General features: G+C 69.0%; 21 protein-coding genes. 5 read left to right on the top strand and 16 right to left on the bottom strand.

What is annotated here, in order from left to right:
* Positions 1 to 250 precede the first annotated feature (250 nt).
* The 3 genes from ACSVC7_RS27350 to ACSVC7_RS27340 all read right to left on the bottom strand — a co-directional run bounded on the left by ACSVC7_RS27350 (position 251) and on the right by ACSVC7_RS27340 (position 2,097).
* Positions 251 to 646, bottom strand: coding sequence for a hypothetical protein (locus ACSVC7_RS27350; RefSeq protein ID WP_448207730.1), 396 nt, complete (start codon positions 644 to 646; stop codon positions 251 to 253).
* A 107-nt stretch (positions 647 to 753) separates the two neighbouring features.
* The gene (locus tag ACSVC7_RS27345) at positions 754 to 1,347 is read right to left on the bottom strand and encodes an FAD-dependent monooxygenase (protein WP_448207731.1); all 594 of its coding nucleotides are present in this window, start codon (positions 1,345 to 1,347) and stop codon (positions 754 to 756) included.
* A gap of 123 nt (positions 1,348 to 1,470) precedes the next feature.
* Entirely contained in the window at positions 1,471 to 2,097 is a 627-nt protein-coding gene (locus ACSVC7_RS27340) for a papain-like cysteine protease family protein (RefSeq protein ID WP_448207732.1), read from the bottom strand.
* A gap of 354 nt (positions 2,098 to 2,451) precedes the next feature.
* Here ACSVC7_RS27340 and ACSVC7_RS27335 point away from each other — a divergent pair, with 354 nt between their 5' ends.
* Positions 2,452 to 3,048, top strand: coding sequence for a DUF2076 domain-containing protein (locus tag ACSVC7_RS27335; RefSeq protein WP_448207733.1), 597 nt, complete (start codon positions 2,452 to 2,454; stop codon positions 3,046 to 3,048).
* A 54-nt stretch (positions 3,049 to 3,102) separates the two neighbouring features.
* On the opposite strand, the gene ACSVC7_RS27330 is transcribed toward ACSVC7_RS27335, so the two are convergent.
* The 7 genes from ACSVC7_RS27330 to ACSVC7_RS27300 form a co-directional block, all read right to left on the bottom strand.
* A complete protein-coding gene (locus ACSVC7_RS27330; protein WP_448207734.1) occupies positions 3,103 to 3,543 on the bottom strand; it encodes a periplasmic heavy metal sensor in 441 nt (146 codons plus the stop codon).
* Positions 3,540 to 3,956 carry a hypothetical protein gene (locus ACSVC7_RS27325; protein WP_448207735.1) on the bottom strand — a complete coding sequence of 139 codons (417 nt, stop codon included), beginning with the start codon at positions 3,954 to 3,956 and terminating at the stop codon, positions 3,540 to 3,542. The genes ACSVC7_RS27330 and ACSVC7_RS27325 overlap by 4 nt, the downstream gene beginning before the upstream one ends.
* Complete coding sequence (locus ACSVC7_RS27320) at positions 3,956 to 4,504, bottom strand: RNA polymerase sigma factor (protein ID WP_448207736.1); 549 nt, start codon at positions 4,502 to 4,504, stop codon at positions 3,956 to 3,958. Before ACSVC7_RS27320 ends, ACSVC7_RS27325 begins: the two co-directional genes overlap by 1 nt.
* A 79-nt stretch (positions 4,505 to 4,583) precedes the next feature.
* A complete protein-coding gene (locus ACSVC7_RS27315; protein ID WP_448207737.1) occupies positions 4,584 to 7,667 on the bottom strand; it encodes a multidrug efflux RND transporter permease subunit in 3,084 nt (1,027 codons plus the stop codon).
* A 4-nt stretch (positions 7,668 to 7,671) separates the two neighbouring features.
* Entirely contained in the window at positions 7,672 to 10,878 is a 3,207-nt protein-coding gene (locus tag ACSVC7_RS27310) for a multidrug efflux RND transporter permease subunit (RefSeq protein ID WP_448207738.1), read from the bottom strand.
* Positions 10,879 to 10,884: 6 nt separating this feature from the next.
* Positions 10,885 to 12,129 carry an efflux RND transporter periplasmic adaptor subunit gene (locus tag ACSVC7_RS27305; RefSeq protein WP_448207739.1) on the bottom strand — a complete coding sequence of 415 codons (1,245 nt, stop codon included), beginning with the start codon at positions 12,127 to 12,129 and terminating at the stop codon, positions 10,885 to 10,887.
* 86 nt (positions 12,130 to 12,215) lie between these two features.
* Complete coding sequence (locus tag ACSVC7_RS27300; protein WP_448207740.1) at positions 12,216 to 12,422, bottom strand: hypothetical protein; 207 nt, start codon at positions 12,420 to 12,422, stop codon at positions 12,216 to 12,218.
* A 50-nt stretch (positions 12,423 to 12,472) separates the two neighbouring features.
* On the opposite strand from ACSVC7_RS27300, the gene ACSVC7_RS27295 reads away from it, so the two are divergent.
* A complete protein-coding gene (locus ACSVC7_RS27295) occupies positions 12,473 to 13,543 on the top strand; it encodes a Glu/Leu/Phe/Val family dehydrogenase (protein ID WP_448207741.1) in 1,071 nt (356 codons plus the stop codon).
* Here the strand turns inward: ACSVC7_RS27295 and ACSVC7_RS27290 are convergent.
* The 5 genes from ACSVC7_RS27290 to ACSVC7_RS27270 form a co-directional block, all read right to left on the bottom strand.
* Positions 13,540 to 14,313, bottom strand: coding sequence for an MBL fold metallo-hydrolase (locus ACSVC7_RS27290; protein ID WP_448207742.1), 774 nt, complete (start codon positions 14,311 to 14,313; stop codon positions 13,540 to 13,542). The genes ACSVC7_RS27295 and ACSVC7_RS27290 overlap by 4 nt on opposite strands.
* Before the next feature lie 60 nt (positions 14,314 to 14,373).
* A complete protein-coding gene (locus ACSVC7_RS27285) occupies positions 14,374 to 14,700 on the bottom strand; it encodes a hypothetical protein (RefSeq protein WP_448207743.1) in 327 nt (108 codons plus the stop codon).
* A 121-nt stretch (positions 14,701 to 14,821) separates the two neighbouring features.
* Entirely contained in the window at positions 14,822 to 14,902 is an 81-nt protein-coding gene (gene pqqA, locus ACSVC7_RS27280; protein ID WP_448207773.1) for a pyrroloquinoline quinone precursor peptide PqqA, read from the bottom strand.
* A 27-nt stretch (positions 14,903 to 14,929) separates the two neighbouring features.
* Complete coding sequence (locus ACSVC7_RS27275) at positions 14,930 to 15,262, bottom strand: c-type cytochrome (protein WP_448207744.1); 333 nt, start codon at positions 15,260 to 15,262, stop codon at positions 14,930 to 14,932.
* A 26-nt stretch (positions 15,263 to 15,288) separates the two neighbouring features.
* On the bottom strand, positions 15,289 to 16,599 hold the full coding sequence (locus tag ACSVC7_RS27270) for a PQQ-dependent sugar dehydrogenase (protein WP_448207745.1): 1,311 nt from the start codon (positions 16,597 to 16,599) through the stop codon (positions 15,289 to 15,291).
* 337 nt (positions 16,600 to 16,936) lie between these two features.
* On the opposite strand from ACSVC7_RS27270, the gene ACSVC7_RS27265 reads away from it, so the two are divergent.
* Together ACSVC7_RS27265 and ACSVC7_RS27260 are read left to right on the top strand one after the other, a co-directional pair.
* Positions 16,937 to 17,362, top strand: coding sequence for a hypothetical protein (locus ACSVC7_RS27265; RefSeq protein ID WP_448207746.1), 426 nt, complete (start codon positions 16,937 to 16,939; stop codon positions 17,360 to 17,362).
* A 117-nt stretch (positions 17,363 to 17,479) separates the two neighbouring features.
* Positions 17,480 to 19,369, top strand: coding sequence for a potassium transporter Kup (locus ACSVC7_RS27260; protein WP_448207747.1), 1,890 nt, complete (start codon positions 17,480 to 17,482; stop codon positions 19,367 to 19,369).
* Here ACSVC7_RS27260 and ACSVC7_RS27255 read toward each other — a convergent pair.
* Positions 19,366 to 20,025, bottom strand: a complete 660-nt coding sequence (locus ACSVC7_RS27255) for a MarC family protein (protein ID WP_448207748.1) — start codon at positions 20,023 to 20,025, stop codon at positions 19,366 to 19,368. The genes ACSVC7_RS27260 and ACSVC7_RS27255 overlap by 4 nt on opposite strands.
* 201 nt (positions 20,026 to 20,226) lie before the next feature.
* Here ACSVC7_RS27255 and ACSVC7_RS27250 point away from each other — a divergent pair, with 201 nt between their 5' ends.
* The gene (locus ACSVC7_RS27250) at positions 20,227 to 20,841 is read left to right on the top strand and encodes a cold-shock protein (RefSeq protein WP_448207749.1); all 615 of its coding nucleotides are present in this window, start codon (positions 20,227 to 20,229) and stop codon (positions 20,839 to 20,841) included.
* The last annotated feature ends 37 nt before the right edge of the window (positions 20,842 to 20,878 follow it).

Raw genomic sequence — 20,878 nt, 5'->3', positions numbered from 1 at the left:
CACCCTGGGGCGGCGCGGTGAGGCGCCGTTTCTAGAAGCTTCGACTTGCGCTGTCAAGCCTTTGTTTTCACACCGGCCGGACTTTACTGCGTCTTGACTTCCGCTTCCCTTTCGCCGCGCCGTCTTCGTCAGCAGCGCCGCGTCGGGGAGGCGGGTTATAGGCCGGTCGGCCAAACCGCGCAAGCGCTTTTTTCAGTGGGGGGATTCTTTTTGAAAAGGCGCGTCGCCGGTGTCCGGAACGGAGCAGGCCTTACAATTCGATCGCGTCCATGGCGTCGGCGTTGGGGCACAGGCGCCGGTGCGCGTCCAGGTCGGCGTCGGCGAGCAGGTTCCGGCAGACGCGGGGCTTCGCGCAGTGGGCGCAGGCGCGCCGAAGGTCCCGCATCACGTCCGGCCGGCGGCGTTCGAGCGTGAGCGCGTCGATTCCGTGGCAGGCCATCGCCACGGGCAGAAGTTCGTCCACGTGGCGCGCGCGCAGCACCGCGTCCAGGTCGGCAAGCTTCAGTTTCACGTCATCCAGGAGGCGTCGGCGGTCCTGCGGCTCCAGCGCGTCCAGCCCCTGGCCGCCGGTCAGGATGCGCAGAAGGCGGCTGAACCATCCCGCGAAGGATGCCTGCGGCATAGGACCGAGGTTGATCATCGTCATGCGACTCTCCCGCTTCTTGCATACGAGGATATGCAACCCGGCTGAGCCGCAGCGTTGATCTTTGTCAATCTGACCGTCCCGTACCCCCTAATAGATTCGATCATTCATCAATCGGCACCCCTACGTAATTTTCGGCGAGAGCTGTGGCCGCCGCTCGCGAATGGACGACGTGGTCCAGGTCGGCCAAGTGGATGCGCCGCTCGAACGGGGTTTCGGCGTCGTTCCGGTGCAGCATGGTTCATGTACCAGGAGACGCGCTCGGCCTTCCAAACGCGGCGGAGCGCCGTGGCCGTGTACGCCTCCAGCCGGCCCTTGCGGCCGGTGCGGTGGACGTCGGCCAGCCCGCGCGCCAGGACCACCACGTCCGCCACCGCGAGGTTCAGCCCCTTGGCTCCGGTCGGCGGGACGATGTGGCCGGCGTCGCCCGCGATGAACAGGCGGCCATGCTGCATGGGATCGCAGACGAAGCTGCGCATGGCGATGATCCCCTTCTGGAAGATCAGCCCCTCGGTCAAGGTCCAGCCGTGCTTGGTTTCCAGCCGGGTCTGCAGCTCCGACCAGATGCGCTCGTCGGGCCATAAAGTCGCAGCGAAGCTCCTCGACCTTCCCTGCCCTGTCGGGTTTGTAGCGGATTGCCGGGCGGTCGCCGTCCAGGCCGTGCAGGCTGGTCTCGCTGGCGTTGAAGACGATCCGGCCCCCATCGGCCAGCCGGGCGGCGACGAGGTCGCGGATTACCTCGTGCTGGGCGTAGACGGTGATTTGAGCATTAATGATAAATCAAAGCGTGCCGGTGGGATATGGCGAAACGGGTGTAGACGAAACTTCTACCGTCCGGTGCCGAGCACCACCCCGCCGGCCAGCTGCGGCTGTAACTGCTCATAGGCGAAGCGTTCCGTGTGGCCGGGGTCGGCGCTGATCGGGTCGTTCAGAAGCAGGATCGGCACCGCGTCGCGCATGGTCTGCATGTATTCGATGCCGCGCAGAACCACCGCGTGCCCCTGCTCCGGCCCGTTCTGGAGCGCCAGAACCACGGGATGGCCGCGCTTCAGCAGGGCGTGGATGCGCTCCACGCTGTAGACCGGCGCGGGGCGCGCCCTGATGCCGGTGAACAGCTCGACCAGATAGCCGATGCCGAGCAGCGTGCCGTCCTCCTGGCAGCGGTCGGGATGGTCGCAGCATTCGCCGGGAGCGACGTTCTTGGCAATTTCCAGCATGCGGCACTGCGGCAGGTCGAAGTCCGGAATCTCCCAGCGGATGAGCTGCTTGGCCGTCGCCACCCAGCACCAGCTCGCGCTGTCCTGCCGGATGTTCGGGATGCCGAGGTCGACGTTCCCCAAGTCGCGCCCCATTTCGGGTCCCGTGTCGGGCTCCGCCGTCGCCGGGGACGGAAGGCTCCAGGCGGCAAGGGCCAGGGCCGATGCCGCCGCCAGAACGCTCAACCGGTGTTCCATGGGGGCTGACTTTCGCTGGGGGCTGTTGCGGGAAGACCCGAACAACAGCGGACGGCCCGTTGCCGTCCCGACAGCCGCCCGGCCGGGGTCTTGACAGCCCCGCGCGCCCTCACCAACTGACCGTCACTTGGATCCGGGCCCCTCTGGCGACTTAGACGTGGTCGCGATGTCGGATCTCTTCACCTGCCTTTGCGCCGACGGGCGTGACCGCATTTGGAGGGACCGATGGCCCCCTGGACCCGAGACACCACTCCCAAAATTCCCCCGATGACGTTCCCCGCGCACGGTGCCCGCAAGGCGCCGTGCGTCCGCGCGTCGTCGTTCCCACCAACCACGGAGAGCAGGAGAACCGCCATGGACGCTACCGAACGCCAGATCATCGACGACCTGTTCGCCAAGCTGCGCCAAGCCGAAGCCCAGTCCGGCCCCCGCGACCCCCAGGCCGAGGCGCACATCCGCGACCTCGTCACCCGCCAGCCCGCCGCCCCCTACCTGATGGCCCAGGCCATCGTGATGCTGGAGCAGGCGCTCGCCGCCTCCCAGGCCCGCAACGAGGAGCTTGAGCGGGAGATTCGCGAGCGCCCGGCCAGCGGCGGCGGCATCTTCGGCGGCCTGTTCGGCGGCGGTGCCAAGCCCGCGCCAGCGCCCCAGCGCCCGGCCAATTCCCCCACCAATTCGCCATGGGGGCAACCGCAGGCGCCCGCCTATGGCGACCCGCGCGTGGCGGCCTACGCGAACCCGCAACACCCGCGGCCCGGCGGCGGCTTTCTGGCCGGGGCCATGCAGACGGCAGCGGGCGTCGCGGGCGGCATGCTGATCGGTAGCGCCCTGTCCAGCATGTTCTCCGGCGGGGAGGCCATGGCCCAGGACGCCGTGAACCAAGTGGCCGAGCAGGTTCCGGATGAGGGCGATCTCGCCGACTTCGGCTTCGGCGACGAGGAAGAACTCTGACCGGAAGGACGGGCACCGGCCTCGACCGCCGGTGCCCACCCTTCAACCCGCCCCTCAACGCCCCCCGGCGACGAGCCTTTCGCGGGCCGGCGGCGACAGTTCGGGCAGGAGATCCAGCATGGTTTCCTCGATCAGCGTGCCGATGTTCCGCCGGACGGCACGGGCGGCCTCCATCTGGGCGCGCAGGTTCGCCAGATCCAGCGGCTCACGGACGGCGGCGGCGCGGACGCGCTGGACGGCCTGGCGGTAATCGTCCGTCAGGGCGGCGAATTGCGGGCGCTTGGCCGTGAAGGCGCGGCGGATGTGTTCGGCGTCCCGCTCCGGCAGGTCGGCGGCAACCCGCTCGACCAGCCGGTCGGGCATCGGCAGGCCGACGACGGCGGGCCGCTGGTGGTGGTAGGCGCTGGCCAGCATCGCGGCGAGGAACAGGTTCAGCGCCAGCGACCCCAGCGCCAGCAGGCGGAAGGACAGGCGCGGGCGGCTCAGGGCGATCATCGCGATGCTCCGTCGAACAGGGTCGGCACGTCGTCGGACAGGAAGGCCACGTCGCCGCCGGGCTCCGTGCGCAGGGCCAGACTGCCGGCCAGCCAGCCGAGCGCCAGCAGCAACGCGCACAAAGCACCAGCCAGCCGGACGGGCATCCGGCCGAGCAGCAGGACCAGCACCGTGTCGCGCGGCACTTCCCGCGCGCGCCGGGCCACGGCGGCGACCAGCCGGTCGACGCGCTCGTCCTCGACCTCCGGCGGTACGGACAGCAGCCGTTCCACGTCCATCGCGGCCCGCCACGCGGCCTTCGCCCCCGTGGACGCCTCCAGCCGCCATTCCGCCGCCGCCCGCTCGGGTGCCGGCCAGCGCGACAGGTCCGTTCCGTGGCTGTCGAGCCGCTTCTTGAATTGCTCGTCGTTCATCACGTCCTCCCGGCGGCGAGCGCCGCCCGCAGGGCCTGCCGGCCCCGCGACAGCAGGGATTCGAAGGCGCCCTCCCCGACCCCCATCACCTCGGCGGCGTGGCGCAGGCTCAGTCCTTCCTGGTGAAAAAGGACCACGGCGGCGCGCTGGCGGTCGGGAAGGGCCAGCAGGGCGCGCTCCACCAGCTCCGCGGTCTGCCGCTCGGCGATGCGGGCCACGGCGTCGGGGCTGCGGTCGGGCAGGTCCGCCGCCTCGTCCAGCGGCTGCCAGACCGGCTTGCGCTGCCGGTCGATGGCGAGGTTGACGACGATGCGGTAGAGCCAGGTCGTGAAGCGCGCCCGGCCCGGCTCCCACCGGCCGGCCTGCTGCCAGACGCGCAGGAAGGCCTCCTGGGCGATCTCGTCGGCGTCGGAGGGGTTGCCGGTCAGCCGTTGCGCCAGCGCGACGGCGCGGCGCATGTGGCGGGTCGCCAGCGCCTCGAAGGCGGCAGCCTCCCCGCTCGCCGCGCGCACCATCAGCGCGTCGTCGCTGTCCGGCGGAGCGCTCATGGAACTCCCGACACGGTGGACCGGCCAAAGCCCGGCATAAAGCGTCCACGTCCAGTTTCGCCAAGCCAGCATAGCCCCCTCACTCCGCCGGGGCCAGACGGCGCCGTGCGCCGCGACGTTGTGCCAACCGCTCCAGCGCCAGATAGACGACCGGCGTGGTGTAGAGCGTCAGGATCTGGCTGACCAGCAGCCCGCCGACGATGGCGATGCCCAGCGGACGGCGAAGCTCGCCCCCCGTGCCGCCGTCCAGCGCCAGCGGCAAGGCACCCAGCAGCGCCGCCATGGTGGTCATCATGATCGGGCGGAAGCGCACCAGCGCCGCCTCGCGGATCGCCGCCAGGGGGGACAGGCCGCGGTCCCGCTCCGCCTCCAGGGCGAAGTCGATCATCATGATCGCGTTCTTCTTCACGATGCCGATCAGCAGCACGATGCCGATCATCGCCACGATGGACAGGTCGTTGCCGGTGAGGATCAGCGCCAGCAGCGCCCCCAGCCCGGCCGACGGCAGGGTCGACAGGATGGTCAGCGGGTGGATCGTGCTCTCGTACAGGACACCCAGCACGATGTAGATCGTGATCAGCGCCGCCAGGATCAGCAGCGGCTGGCTGGACAGCGAATCGCGGAACGCCTTGGCCGAGCCGGCGAAGCCGCCGCGCACGGTGGCGGGCATGCCGATCTCCTCCGCCGCCCGGTTGATGACCGCCGTCGCCTCTCCCAGCGAGACGTCGGGCGCCAGATTGAAGGACAGGGTCGCCACCGGGAACTGCCCCTGGTGCTGCACCGACAAGGGCGCCGACAGCGTCTCGAATCGGGCGACGGCGCTCAAGGGCACCATCCTGCCCTCACGGGTCTTCACGAAGGCCTTGTTCAGCGCCTCGGGCCCGCGCTGGTCGGCGGGGTCCACCTCCAGCACGACGTGATGCTGGTTCTGCGCCGCGTACATGGTGGAGACCTGACGCTGCCCGAAGCTGTCGTAGAGCGCCGCGTCGATGTCCTGCAACGCGATTCCGAGGCGGGAGGCCGCGTCGCGGTCGATGGTGACGGTGCTTTGCAGGCCGCCGTTCTGCTGGTCGTTGCCGACGTCGCGCAGCTCCGGCAGGGTGCGCAGCTTCTCCACCAGCTTCGGCGCCCAGGCGTTGAGTTCCTGCAAATTGGTGTCCTGAAGGGCGTAGAGATACTGGGACTTGCCCGTCCGGCCGCCGATGCGGATGTCGGACACCGGCTGGAGGAAAAGCTGCACGCCCTGGACGTGCCGCGTCCGCTCGCGCAGGCGGTTGATGACGGCGTCCACCGGCTCCCGCTCGGTGCGCGGCTTCAGCGTGACGAACAGCGTGCCGCGCCCGCCGCCCATGCCCCCGCCGATGTAGGATCCCACCCCCTCCACCGCCGGATCGCCGGCCACCGCGTCCTGGATGGCGCGCTGGCGCGACAGCATGGCCTGGAAGGAGATGTCCGGCGGCGCGTCGGTGGTGCCGAACAGCAGGCCCGTGTCCTGCTGCGGAAAGAAGCCCTTGGGGATCGCCGTGTAGAGATGGACGCTGGCCGCGATGGTGGCGAGCGTGACCAGCAGCATCACCGCCCGATGCTCCAGCACCCAGTCGAGCCCCCAGCCATAGACCCGGTGCAGCGCGTCGAACCCGCGCTCCAGCCCGCGCGCCAGAAAACCCGGTGGCCGGTCCTCCCGCTCCTCCCGCAGCAGCCGCGCGCACATCATCGGCGTCAACGTCAGCGACACGAAGGCCGACACGGCGATGGACACGGACAGCACCACCGCGAACTCGCGGAAATAGCGGCCGATGATGCCGCCCATGAACAGGATGGGGATGAAGACGGCAACCAGCGACAGGCTGATGGACACCACCGTGAAGGCCACCTGCCGCGCGCCCTTCAGCGCGGCGTCCATGGGGCGCGCCCCGCCCTCGATGTGGCGGACGATGTTCTCGATGACGACGATGGCGTCGTCCACGACGAAGCCGACGGAGATGGTCAGCGCCATCAGCGACAGGTTGTCCAGGCTGTAGCCCGCCACCCACATGGCGGCGAAGGTCCCGGCCAGCGACAGCGGCACGGCCGCCGCTGGGATCAGCGTGGCCCAGACCCGGCGCAGGAACAGGAACATCACCATCACGACCAGCGCCACCGTCACCGCCAGCGTGAACTGCACGTCGGCGATGGAGGCGCGGATGCCCGGCGTGCGGTCGGTCCGCACCTCCACATGGACGCCGGGGGGCAGCCAGCGCTCCAGCGTCGGCAGTTCGGCGCGGATGCGGTCCACCGTCTCCACCACGTTGGTGCCGGTCTGCTTCTGCACCTGCACCAGCACGGCGCGCTTGCCGTTGTACCAAGCGGCGAGCCGGCTGTTCTCCGTCGCGTCGATGACGGAGGCGACCGCCTCCAGCCGCACCACGGCGCCGTTGCGCTCCGACACGATCAGGCGGCGGTAGGCGGTCGCGCCGAACAGCTGGTCGTCGGCGCCGATGGCCCAGTTCTCCGCCGGGCCGTCGAAGCTGCCCTTGGGCGCGTTGGCGTTGGCCTGGGCGATGGCGGTCCGCACGTCCTCCAGGCTGAGGCCCATGTTGGCGAGCGCCGCCGCGTTCACGCGCACGCGCACGGCGGACTTCTCCGCCCCGCTGATGCTGACCTGGCTGACCCCCTCCACCTGGGACAGCCGCTGCCCGATCACCGTGTCGGCGAGGTTGAAGACGTCCCCCGACGCCATGGTGTCGGAGGTGACGGCCAACACCAGCACCGGCGCGTCCGCCGGGTTGACGCGGCGCATGCGCGGCGGGTTCGGCAGGTCCTTCGGAAGGTCGCCGCCCGCCGCGTTGATCGCCGCCTGCACGTCACGGCTCGCCGCCTCGATGTCGCGGCCGAGGTCAAACTGGATGACGATGGAGGTGTTGCCGAGCGTGCTGTTGGAGGTGATCTCCGTCACGTCGGCGATGCGGGCCAGCCGGCGTTCCAGCGGGGTCGCGACGGAACTCGCCATCGTCTCCGGGCTGGCGCCGGGCAGGTTGGCGAAGACGACGATGGTCGGGAACTCCACCTGCGGCAGCGGCGCCACCGGCAGGAACCGGTAGGCGACGATACCCAGCAGCAGCAACCCCACCATCAGGAGCGAGGTGCCGACCGGCCGGCGGATGAAGGGGGTGGACAGGCTCATGGCGCTAATCCGCCGCGGGCGTTGATTCCCTCTCCCCTCTGGGGAGAGGGGCAGGGTGAGGGGGTTGTCGGGGGACGGGAAAGCTCGGCGGATGCCGGACCCCCTCACCCAACCCTCTCCCCAGAGGGGAGAGGGCTTGATGGCGCCCGCCCTTCAGCCAAGCGCCCAGCCGGTCCATGTACAGGTAGACCACCGGCGTGGTGTAGAGCGTCAGCACCTGGCTCAGCAGCAGGCCGCCGACGATGGCGATGCCCATGGGGCGGCGCAGTTCCGCACCCGTGCCGTGCTCCAGCGCCATGGGCAGGGCGCCGAGCAGCGCCGCCATGGTCGTCATCATGATCGGGCGGAAGCGCAGCAGCGACGCCTCGTAGATCGATTGCTCCGGGGGCAGGCCGCGCTCGCGTTCGGCCTCCAGCGCGAAGTCGATCATCATGATGGCGTTCTTCTTCACGATGCCGATCAGCAGCACGATGCCGACCAGCGCGATCAGCGACAGGTCGTTGCCCGTGACTATCAGCGCCAGAAGCGCCCCGATGCCCGCCGACGGCAGGGTGGACAGGATGGTGATGGGGTGGATCGTGCTTTCGTAGAGAATGCCCAGCACGATGTAGACGGCGACCACGGCGGCCAGGATCAGCCAGGGCTGGTTGGCGAGGGAGTTGCGGAACTCCGCCGCCGTGCCGGTGAAGGTGGCGGTCACGCTGTCCGGCATGCCGATGTCGGCCTGCGCGGCCCGGATTGCCTCCACCGCCTGCCCCAGCGAGGCGCCGGAGGCCACGTTGAAGGACAGGGTGACCGACGGGAACTGGCCCTGGTGCGTGATGACCAGCGGGGAGGTCCGGCGCTCCACCGTCACCAGCGCATTCAGCGGCACGGCTTGGCCCACGGACGACTTCACGTAAATCTTGGACAGCGAGTCCGGATCCATCTGGAAGCCCGGCTCCACCTCCAGAATCACGCGGTACTGGTTGGTCTGGGTGTAGATGGTGGAGACCTGCCGCTGGCCGAAGGCGTCGTACAGCGTGTCGTCGATGGCCTGGGGCAGCACCTTCAGCCGGGCCGCCGCGTCGCGGTCGATGCGCAGGAAGACCTGGAGGCCGTCCGGCTGCTGGTCGCTGGCGACGTCGGTCAGCTCCGCCCGGTTGCGGAGCGCCGTCAGCAGGCGCGGAGCCCACTCCGCCAGCTCGCCCGGGTCGGCGTCCTGGAGGACGTACTGGTACTGGGTGCGGCTGACGCGGGCGTCGATCTGCACGTCCTGCACCGACTGCATGAACAGCGACACGCCCGGCACCCCCGTCACCGCGTCGCGCAGGCGGGCGATGACCTCCTCGGCCGAGGATGCCCGCTCCGGCTTCGGCTTGAGCGCGATGGTCAGGCGACCGGTGTTGTTGGTGGCGTTCACCGTTCCGGCCCCGACGAAGCCGGCCACCGCCGCCACGTCCGGGTCGCGCCGCGCGATGTCGGCCACCGCCCGCTGCCGCTCCGCCATCGCCTGGAAGGAGATGGACTGGGCGGCGTCGGTCACGCCGACGATGACGCCGGTGTCCTGCTGCGGCAGGAAGCCCTTGGGCACCACGTCGTAGAGGTACAGCGTGCCGGCCAGCGTCAGCACCGCCACCAGCAGCGTCGCCGGCTGGTGCCGCAGCACGAACCGGAGGGAGGCGGCGTAGCCGTCGCGCATCGCGTCGAAGGCGCGCTCGCTCCAGCGGAACAGGCGGCCTTCCTCCCCGGTTTCGCGCTTCAGCAGGCGGGCGCACATCATCGGCGTCAGCGTCAGGGACACGACCGCCGACACGACCACCGCGATGGACAGGGTGATGGCGAATTCCCGGAACAGGCGCCCGACCACCCCGCCCATGAACAGCAGCGGGATGAACACCGCGATCAGCGAGACGGTCAGCGACACCACCGTGAAGCCGATCTGCCGGGCGCCCTTCAGCGCGGCCTCCAGCGGCGGGTCGCCCTCCTCCACATAGCGGACGATGTTCTCGATCATCACGATGGCGTCGTCCACGACGAAGCCGGACGCGATGGTCAGGGCCATCAGCGACAGGTTGTCCAGGCTGAAGCCGCACAGCGCCATGATGCCGAAGCTGCCGACCAGCGACAGCGGCAGCGCGACCGATGGGATCACCGTCGCCCAGGCCTTGCGCAGAAACAGGAAGATGACCATCACCACCAGCGCGCCGGTCAGCACCAGCGTGACCTGCACGTCGTGGACGGAGGCGCGGATCATGTCCGTGCGGTCGGTCAGGACGGACAGGTGGATCTGCGGCGGGATGGCGGCCTGGAGTTGGGGCAGCAGCCCCTTGATGCGGTCCACCGTCTCGATGATGTTGGCGCCGGGCTGGCGCTGGATGTTCAGCAGAACGGCCGGCTTGCCGTCGTGCCACGCGCCGACCCGCGTGTTCTCCACCGAATCCACCACCGCGCCGATGTCCTGCAACCGGACCGGCGCGCCGTTGCGATAGGCGACGATGATCGGCCGGTAGGACGCCGCCGAGGCCATCTGGTCGTTCGCGGCGATGGAGAAGGACTGGCGCGGCCCGTCGAAGCTGCCCTTGGGCGCGTTGACGTTGGCCTGCGTGATGGTGGTCCGCACGTCCTCCATGGTCAGGCCGAGGCCGGCGACGGCGGCGGGGTTCACCTGCACGCGCACGGCGGGGCGCAGGCCGCCCTCGATCCCCACATAGCCGACGCCGTCCACCTGGGACAGCTTCTGCGCCAGCAGCGTGTCGGCGGCGTCCGACACCACCTCCAGCGGCAGGCTGTCGGAGCTGAGCGCCAGCACCATCACCGGCGTGTCGGCCGGGTTGACCTTGCTGTAGGTCGGTGGGTTCGGCAGGCCCTTGGGCAGCCCGCCGGCCGCCGCGCTGATGGCCGACTGCACGTCCTGTGCCGCCGCGTCGATGTTGCGGGACAGGCTGAATTGCAGGGTGATCGTGGACACACCGAAGGAGCTGGTGGAGATCATCGAGGAAATCCCCGCGATCTGCCCCAGCTGCCGCTCCAGCGGCGCCGTGACCGAGGACGCGATCACCTCCGGACTGGCGCCGGGAAGCTGCGTGGTGATCTGCACCGTGGGGAAGTCCACGGTCGGCAGCGACGACACCGGCAGCATCCGGTAGCCGAGCATGCCCAGCAGCACCACCGCCACCATCAGCAGCGAGGTGGCGACCGGGCGCCGGATGAAGGGGGATGAGATGTCCATGATCGTCTACTGGGTCCGGCCTTCCGGCGTCTTGCTCGCCCGCTCGCGCCGACGCTCGGCAGGCGGGGCGTTGCCGGCCGCCGGTGCCGCCCCTTCCGGAGCCGCCCCATTTGGAGCCGCCTCCGAGGCGTTCACGCGCGATCCGGGCTGGAGCCGGTACTGGCCGTCCACCACCACCCGGTCGCCGGGCTTCAGCCCCTCGTCGATCAGGGCCTTTCCGCCCTCGGTGCGGGCGACCTTGATGGGGCGCTGCTCGACCGTCTGGTCCTCCTTGATCATGTAGGCGTAGGTGCCCTGGGGGCCGCGCTGCACGACGGTGGCTGGCACCACCGTGCCGTCCTTGCGCGTGGCGGCGAGCAGCCGGACATTCACGAACTGGCCGGGCCAGAGCTTTTGCGGGTCGTTGGGGAAGGTCGCCTTCAGCTTCACCGTGGCGGTGCCGGGGTCGATCTGGTTGTCGACGACGCTGAGCGTCCCCTCCCCCAGCGGCGCGCGGCCGGCGCGGTCCAGCGCCACCACCTTCACCGCCCCAGCCGCCTGGGCGTTCAGCACGGCGGGCAGGTCCTGCTCCGGCAGGGTGAACAGCACGGCGATGGGCTGCACCTGAGTGATGGTGACCAGACCGTTCGAATCCCCGGCGCGCAGCATGTTGCCCTGGTCCACGCCGCGGATGCCGATCCGCCCGCCGATGGGTGCCGTGATGGTGGTGTAGTTCAGCTGCACCTGCACCGTCTCGATGGCCGCCTGATCGGCCCGCACCTGCGCTTCGAACTGGGCCACCTGAGCCCTCTGCGTGTCCACCTGCTGCTTGGATGCGTATTCGCGCAGGTTCAGGTTGCGATCCAGGTCGCGGCGGGCGTTGGCGAGCTGCGCCTCGTCCTGGGCCTTCTTGGCCTCGGCCTGGGCGAGCTGCGCCTGGAGCGGGCGCGGGTCGATGCGCGCTAGCACGTCGCCGGCCTTCACCGTCTGCCCCTCCGTGAAGGCGACCTGCTGCAATTCTCCGTCCACGCGGACGCGCACGACGACGCTGTTGAAGGCCTGCACGGTGCCGATGCCGTCCAGCCAGATCGGCACGTCCTCCCGCCCCGCGGTTCCGGCCACGACGGGAACGGCGTTGCCGCCGCCGCGCCGTCCACCGGCGGGTTGGGCGCTCTGCTTCTGTTCAAGCTGCTGCTGCACCGCAACGCCGACGGAGGCGAGCCCCAGCGTGACGACGAGGCCCGCGAGGGCGGATTTCCAACGGATGGGCATGGGGGTCTTCACGGCTTCGAGGCTGTTGCGGTCACCCCCCTTATACGTGCCGTCGCGGCGGATCCTTCGCTGCGGACCGGAAATTATCACGCGCGGCTCGGCACCGGACATTTTCCCACTCCGAACGGGGCTGCCCGCTCACGTCCTTGCTTTTTGATTGCATTGAAGAAGTCCGCCTTGCCAGCATTTTTAATAGCCGCCAAATTTCTTTCAAGATAAAGCGCCGCGCCCTTCCCCGCCTTCTCAGAAAACGAGAAGCACAGGAAAAGGAAAAGCGGAACGCCAACGCTCATGCTTCGGTGTGCAGCGCAGCAGACTTGCGCTTCACTGACAAGAAGCCGCCATGGAGGAAACCGTGCAACTGTTCAGCCATCCCGACTTCGACGACCACGAACAGGTCGTCTTCTGCTCCGACGCCGAGTCCGGCCTGCGCGCGATCATCGCCGTGCACGACACCACGCTCGGCCCCTCGCTCGGCGGCTGCCGCATGTTCCCCTACGCCAGCGACGGGGACGCGCTGCGCGACGTGCTGCGTCTGTCGCGCGGCATGACTTACAAGTCGGCGCTGGCCGGGCTGCCGCTCGGCGGGGGCAAGTCGGTGATCATCGGCAACCCGCGCACGGACAAGAGCGAGGCGTTGCTGCGCGCCATGGGCCGCAACGTCGAACGGCTGGGCGGGCGCTACATCGTCGCCGAGGATTCCGGCACCGGCGTTCCCGACATCAAGACCATGGCGCTGGAAACCGCCCACGTCTCCGGAATTCACGAGAAGACGACCGGGAGCGGCGGCACGCGCAGCGGCGACCCCTCCCCCTCCACCGCCTACGGCGTGTTCGTCGGCTTGCAGGCCGCCGTGCGCCACCGCCTGCACCGCACGGATCTGGAGGGGCTGACGGTGGCGATCCAGGGCGTGGGCAGCGTCGGCGGCCACCTCGCCCGCTGCCTGCGCGAGGCCGGCGCGCGGCTGTGGGTCACCGACATCGACCCGGAGCAGGTCCGCCGCGTCGCGGACGCCGTCGGCGCGACGCCGGTCGGGGTGGACGAAATTTTCGACCTGGACGTGGACGTCTTCGCGCCCTGCGCGCTCGGCGCCGTGCTGAACGACGACACCATCGCGCGCCTGACCTGCCCGGTCATCGCCGGGGCCGCCAACAACCAGCTCGCCGAGCCGCGCCACGGGCAGACGCTGTCCGACCGCGGGATCCTCTACGCGCCGGACTACGTCATCAACGCCGGCGGCGTGATCGACGTCTATTACGAGCGTGTCGGCTACGACCACGCGCAGGTCGTCCACCACATCGAGCGCATCGCCGACACGCTGACCGAGATCTTCACCCGTGCCGACAGCGAACGCCGCCCGACGGCGGCCGTCGCCGACCGCATGGCCCGGCAGAAGGTGGGACGGGGGCGCTAGCGCCCCTTCTTCTCCAGATAAGCGATCGTCAGTTCCACCAGCCGGTCGCGGCCGAAGCTCGGGTCGTGGCCGGCGTGGACGACGGTGACGGGCAGGTCGCGCAGCCGCTCCATGGTGCGGACATAGTCCTCGACGCTGGCGCCGGGGATGTCGTCCAGCAGCGGGCCGTCGTAGATGGAATCGCCGGAGAACAGCGTCCCGCTGGAGGCTTCCCACAGCCCGATGCCGCCGGGCGAATGGCCGGGCAGGTGCAGGATCTCGAACCGCCGGTCGCCGAGGTCCACCACGTCGCCCTCCTCCACCACGATGGCCGGGTTGGCGGGCTGCACGCGGTACTCGTTCAGGTCGTAGCCGGCGTGGGGGAGCGCGGTGATCAGCTCCTCCCCCACCTCGTAGCCGGCGTCGCGGAGCTTTTGCAGCTCCTCCGGGCTGGAATCGCGCGTGTGCAGGGCGGAGCGGCCGCGCGGCTGGCGCAGGCGGTCGGCCTCCAGCCGGTGCACGAGACAGGTTTCGAACTCGTGGTGGCCGCCGACATGGTCGGTGTGGGTGTGGGTCGCCGCCGCGATCACCGGCTTCTCGAACAGGTGGCGGGCGGCCTCGCGCAGGCTGCAGATGCCCATGCCGGTGTCCACCAGCAGGTCGCGGTCACGCCCGCGCACATGCCAGATGTTGCAGCGGAGCAGCGGGACGACGTGCGGCTCCCACAGCAGCGTGACGTCGTCGTCGATCCGACGGATCTCGAACCAGCGTTCGGCGATCTGGACGGGCATGGGGCGGGGGCTCCGGGCGGTCGTGTGGTCCCCAGAGATAGGGACGGCGCAGCCCTCTTCTTACCCCAGCAGGGCCATTTTGGCCGCCGTTTCGATGGCTTCCACCTCCTCCGGCGACAGGCGGGCCGTCGCGTAGCCGGTGGCGCAGCGATACATCCCGTACCACTCGCCCTCCGCCGTCCGCCAGCCCTGCACCAGCGGACGCAGCCCGTTCTGCGGCCCTTCGTGGTCGGGGACCTTGCCGTCCGGCCGCTCGATGTCGAAGCGCACCGGCATCCCGGCTAAGTCGAAGCCGATGGTGTAGGTCCAGGACAGCGAACCGTCCCGGCCGGACCAGGAGCGGTTCGTCATGACGGGCAAGGGTGCGCACGGGGAATCGGCCGGCATCGTCACCATCCGGGGTTATTCCGTTCGGCAACAGCCGGAAGGTGAAGTCGTTTCATCACAAAGCGCAATGCCCTCCCCCGCCCCTTGACGCGGGAGAGGGCATTGGCCGTGAAGCGGAGCCTTACAGCCGCGCGCAGGCGTAGGCGTTGATTTCCGTGCCCACGGCGATTTCGACGATCCTCGGTTTGCGCCACGTCTTCATAATTTTCCTCCTTGGAAGGGCCGACGCTCAGTCGGCCATGACGGACAGCTTGATCTGCGAGAAATAGGCCGCGAGGTTCTCGATGTCCTGGTCGGTCAAGGACTTGGCAACGACGGACATCTGCTCGTTGTTCCGGGCTCCGCCCCGGAAGGCGCGGAGCTGGGCCGCCAGATAGATGTCGCTCTGCCCGGCGAGGTTCGGCACGCCGGGCATGGTCGCCAGGCCCTGGCGGCCGTGGCAGGTCTGGCATTGCCCCGCCTTCGCCGCCCCGGCGGCGCGGTCGCCGCCCGCCCAGGCCGGCGCCGCCGCCAGAAGCACCACCCAGAAGACCGCCGCGAGCCGCATTCCCTCGCCGCTCATTCGCCGCACACTCATTCGCCCCACATTCATTCACCGGTGTAGGAGATGCGGTAGATCGCGCCGGCCAGATCGTCGGAGACGAGCAGCGAACCGTCGAGATACTGCGCCACGTCCACCGGCCGGCCCAGATACTCGCCGGTCTTGTCGTTCAGCCAGCCTTCGGCGAAGACCTCCGTCTTGCCGTTGGTGCCGTCCGGCTTCACCTCCGTGAACATGATGCGGGCGCCGACCGGCTTGGTGCGGTTCCAGGACCCGTGCTCGGCGTTGAAGATGCCGCCCTTGTACTTCGCCGGGAACATGGCGCCGCTGTAAAAGGTCATGCCCAGGTCGGCGGCGTGCGGGGCCATCTCGACCACCGGAGGAACGGCGTCCTTGGGCGGTTCGCTGTTCTTGTACTCCACCGTCCGGACGGTGCCGCCGCCGTACCAGGGGAATCCGAAGTTCAGCCCGGCCTTGGTGGCGCGGTTCAGCTCGCCCGGCGGCATGTCGTCACCCATGCCGTCCACCTGGTTGTCGGTGAACCACAGCTCGCCGTTCGCCGGGTTGAAGTCCAGCCCAACCGAGTTGCGGACGCCGCGGGCGAAGACCTCGCGGCCCTTGCCTTCGCGGTCCATGCGGACGATGCCGCCGATCCCCTGCTCGGTGTAGAGTTTCATCTTTTCTGCGGGCGGCACGTTGTAGGGCTGGCCCAGCGTGACGTAGAGCTTGTTGTCCGGCCCGATCCGGCAGACGCGCGCCCCGTGGTTGAAGGACTCCTCCTCCTGCGGGATCAGCTTGTCGGCGACCACGCCCACCGCGACGTCCGGGCTTTCGTAGAAGAACTCGGCCGCCGGGAAGACCAGCACGCGGTTGTGTTCCGCGATGTAGAGGAAGCCGTCCTTGCTGAAGCACGGCCCGTTCGGCACCTTGAAGTCGATGGAGGGCGCGAAGCGCTTCACCTCATCGGCGACGCGGGCGCGGGCGCGGTCGGTCACCGCCCACACGTCGGCCTTGCGCGTGCCGACGAAGACGACGCCGACGTTGGGGCCCACCGCCATGTGGCGGGCGTCGGGAACGATGGCGTACAGGTCGATCTTGAAGCCCGGCGGCAACTTGACCTGCTTCAGATTCTCGCGGATGGCCGCGGCGCGTGGCCCGCCCTGGTCGATGGTCTGGATGCGCAGAGACGCCCCGGTGGTCTTGAAGTCCTGGAGCTTGTCGAGGTTGCTGGTGACCGGTGTTCCCGTCTGGGGCGTTCCCGTCTGGGGCGTTCCCGTCTGGGCGGCGGCACCGGCGGCAAAAGCCGCGCTTATTGCCGTCGCGCACAGAAGGGACGCGATGCGTTGCTTCACCGTCATTCCCGTTTCCTCCCTAACCGTGTTGGCTGACTTTGTTGGTTGTGCGGGAGCGTTGGCACGGAATGCCGGATTCCGTGCTTCGCTCAAATATCCGCGACGCTTTGCGCGTCCTTTCTTTGAGTTGATCGAGAATGACGCAAAAAGTCGCGCAAACCAATACCACCAACGCCGAAAGGAACGGCGTCAACAGGTGAGCCGGATTGGCAAAGACACCGCTTATTTGCGTCCGGACTCCGCATAATCCGGTTCCAGGGACCGGTTCGGAACGCAACCGATGGCTTCCGTCCATGTTGGAAGAGTGGAAAACGGCGAATCCCGCGTCTCAATGGAGGCACCTATGACGTCGAAGCCACGCTTGGCCGCAGCCCTTGGTTCCCTGGCACTGATCCTGGCGCTGCCGCCCGGCACGGGCGAGGCGAGCCTGTCGCGCGGAAGCGGCAAGAGCATGCCGGACCTGGAGCGCCTGTCCCTGCGGACCGACCCCGAGGTCCATGGCCGCGGCCGGATCATCAAGGGCCTCTACTATGTGGCGGAGCCCGGCGGACCGAACGCGCTGGTCGCCTTCTTCAACGCCTGCGACCGCCGGATGGAGGGCCATCCGTTCCTGATCTTCGACTTCGGGACGGAACGCTACTACTTCGACGCCGACCGCGACGGGCGCCTGGATGAGACGGGATCGCAGAGCGGCGGCATCGACCCGGTGCCCTTCGCCCAGCGCGAGAGCGACTGGTCCGCCTACTGCTACGGCGGGGAAGCCGGCTAGTCCCTTTGCTCCGGCCCAGCTCCCGGCTACCCCTCCCGCCCGATTGCGGAGGGGCCTCCCGCTTCGGCACACTGAACGCCGGCTGACAAGCCGCCTTGCTCAAAAGGCGGAGAGACCATGGTCGACGCCGTTCAAAGCCCACCCGAAAGCCCCACCAAGCTGCGCGCCCTGGCGCTCGGCGCGCTCGGGGTCGTGTACGGCGACATCGGCACCAGCCCGCTCTACACGCTGCGCGAATGCTTCACCCAAGGGGGCTTCCCGGTCGGGACGGAGAGCACGCTGGGCATCCTGTCGCTGATCTTCTGGGCGCTGATCATCGTGGTGACGGTGAAGTACGTCATCTTCATCATGCGCGCCGACAACCAGGGCGAGGGCGGCATCCTGGCGCTGACCGCGCTGGCCCTGCACGGCATGCGGCGGGGCCACCGCAGGACCTCGCTGGTGATGGCCGCCGGGATCATCGGGGCGGCGCTGTTTTACGGGGACGCCGTCATCACGCCGGCCATCTCGGTGCTGAGCGCCGTGGAGGGGCTGACCGTCGCCGCCCCGCTGTTCACCCCCGTCATCCTGCCGGTCACGCTGGTCATTCTGGTGCTGCTGTTCGTGATGCAGCGTTATGGGACGGCGCGGGTGGGCATCCTGTTCGGTCCGGTGATGGTGCTGTGGTTCGCCGCCATCGCGGTGATGGGCGCCATGCAGATCGCGCGGGAGCCCCAGGTGCTGGAGGCGGTGCTGCCGACCCACGCCGTGCGCATGCTGGCCGAGCATGGCTGGCGCGGTTTCGTGCTGCTGGGGGCGGTGGTGCTGGCGGTCACGGGGGGCGAGGCGCTGTACGCCGACATGGGCCATTTCGGCCGCCGGCCGATCCGGCTGGCCTGGTTCGGGCTGGTGCTGCCGGCGCTGCTGGTCTGCTACTTCGGGCAGGGCGCCCTGCTGCTGCGCGACCCGGCGACCATCGAGAACCCCTTCTTCCACCTCGCCCCCGACTGGGCGCAACTGCCGCTGGTCGGTTTGGCGACCGCGGCGACCGTGATCGCCAGCCAGGCGGTGATCTCCGGCGCCTTCTCCATGACCCGGCAGGCCATGCAACTGCGCTATCTGCCGCGCATGGAGGTCCGCTACACCTCCGCGCGGGAGATGGGGCAGATCTACATGCCGGCGATCAACGGCTTTCTGCTGGCCGGGGTCGTGCTGCTGGTGGTGACCTTCCAGTCCTCCAGCAATCTGGCCGCCGCCTATGGCATCGCCGTGACGGGCACCATGGTGGCGACGACCGTGCTGGCCTACAAGGTGGCCCGCCGGCTCGGCCACTGGCCGTTGATCCCGGCGCTGCTGGCCCTGGTCGGGTTCCTCTCCGTCGACCTCGCCTTCTTCGGGGCCAACCTGCTGAAGGTTGTGGAGGGCGGCTGGTTCCCGCTGGCGGTGGCGGCGGCCGTCTTCGTGCTGATGACCACATGGCGGCGCGGGCGGGCGGTGCTGCGCGAACGGCTGACCGAGGGCGCCATGCCGATGGACCTGTTCCTCGACCGCGTCCGCAGCGGCTCGCTCCAGCGCGTGCCGGGCACCGCCGTCTTCCTGACCAGCAGCCCGCGCGGCCTGCCGCCGTCGCTGCTGCACAACCTGAAGCACAACAAGGTCCTGCACGAGCGCGTCGTGCTGCTGACCGTGGAGATCGAGGACGTACCCTACATTGCCGCCGCGGCCCGCTTCGACGTGAAGCCCTACGCCGCCGGCTTCTTCCGGGTGATCGTGAAGTACGGCTTCATGGAGGTGCCGGACATCCCCTTGGCCCTGCGCGAGCGGCGCATCCCCGGCCTGCCCTTCGACCCGATGGACACCACCTATTTCGTCAGCCGCGAGACGCTGATCCCGTCCAACCATCCCGACCTGCCGCACTGGCAGGAGCTGCTCTTCCTCGTGCTGTCCAAGCTGTCGGCCAGCGCGTCGGAGTATTTCCACATCCCGCCCGGCCGCGTGGTCGAGCTGGGCATGCAAATAGAAATTTAGGGTTGCGTGCGCTGGGCGAGCAGCGGGACGAGCGCGTCACTGATGCCGTTCAGCAGGATCTGGACGCCGACGCAGAACAGCAGGAAGGCGAACAGCCGGGTCAGCACCCGGGCGCGCGACGGGCCGAGCAGCGCCACCAGACGGTCGGCGGAGCGGTAGGACAGCCAGATCAGCAGCGCGATCGCCAGCGCCGCCGCGGACACGCCCAGGAAGAAGCTGTTCAGCCCCGACGGATCGGCCGGCCGGGTGGCGCCCAGCGCAATCGCGACGGAGATGGTTCCGGGACCGGTGGTGAAGGGGATGGTCAGCGGGAAGAAGGCCGATTCCCGAACGTCGCCAGCGGGGGCGGCCTGCTCCTGCTTCCGGGCCTCGTGCGTTTCCGGTGCGGTCAGCAGAACCCAGGCGCGCTCCGCCACCACGAAGCCGCCGGCGATCCGCAGCGCGGCCAGCGAGATGCCGAAGAAGTTCAGGACGTAGGACCCCGCCCACAGCGCCGTCAGCATGACGATGGCCGAATAGACGCTGACCAGCATCGCCAGCTGCGCCCGCTCGCGCGGATTGCGCTCGGCGGTCACCTGGCTGAAGATCAGCGCCATCGCGATCGGGTTCACGATCGAGAACAGCGCGGTGAACGCAAGCAGAAAGCTGTCGAGCATCAGGCACGTTGCGGAGCGGCGGAACGAACCGCCGTCCTACACGGCGCGCCCATCCCTTGGCAAGCCGCCGGAAGGGCTTAGGACAAGCTTTGCGCCGGCGGGGAGAGAAATGTTTCGGCTTTGCGCGCGGATCGCATTGCATCCACAGGAAATTTTGGTCACTCTTCCATCCGGCGTTATCCAAATCATCGGGCATCGAGAGTGAGCGAAGAGCTTAAGAATGTCACCGCGACGGTGAAGTGGTACAAGGCGGACAAGGGTTTCGGTTTCATTCGTCTCGCCGATGGAAGCGGAGAAGCGTTCCTGCACTCCAAGGTCCTGGCACCCTTGGGAGAGGTCACGCTGACCGAGGGCACCATCCTGGTCTGCGACATCGCCGAAAGCCCGAAAGGCCCGCAGGTGGCGGCCATTCACTCCGTCACCCCGGCCGCCCCGTCGGAGGCCAAGCCGCCGCGCGAACCCAAGGCGCGCCGCACCCGTTCGGCCGAACCGGGCGAACCGCGTCCCGCCAAACCCGCGGTCCTGCGGGATGACAGGCCGCGCGAAGACAAGCCCCGCCCCGCAGAACGCCGCCGGCCGGCCTTTGCGGCGGGTGCCACGGGGGAGATGGTCTACGGCACGGTGCGCTGGTTCAACCTGACCAGCCAGTCCGGCCTGATCGATCCTTGGGACGACGAATCCGGGATCGGGGTCTATTTCGACCGCGCCGTGCTGCGCCAGTCGGGACTCGATATCCTGGCCGACGGCGAGGACGTGCGCTTCATCGCCGAACAGGGCGACAGCGGCCCCTTCGCCCTGCGCGTCGAATTGGCATAAGAAAAGCCGTGGGTTGGGGTGTGCAACCGCGCACCCC

It is taken from the genome of Azospirillum mesophilum (assembly GCF_053470405.2).
This window is presented reverse-complemented; position numbering and strand designations above follow the sequence as displayed.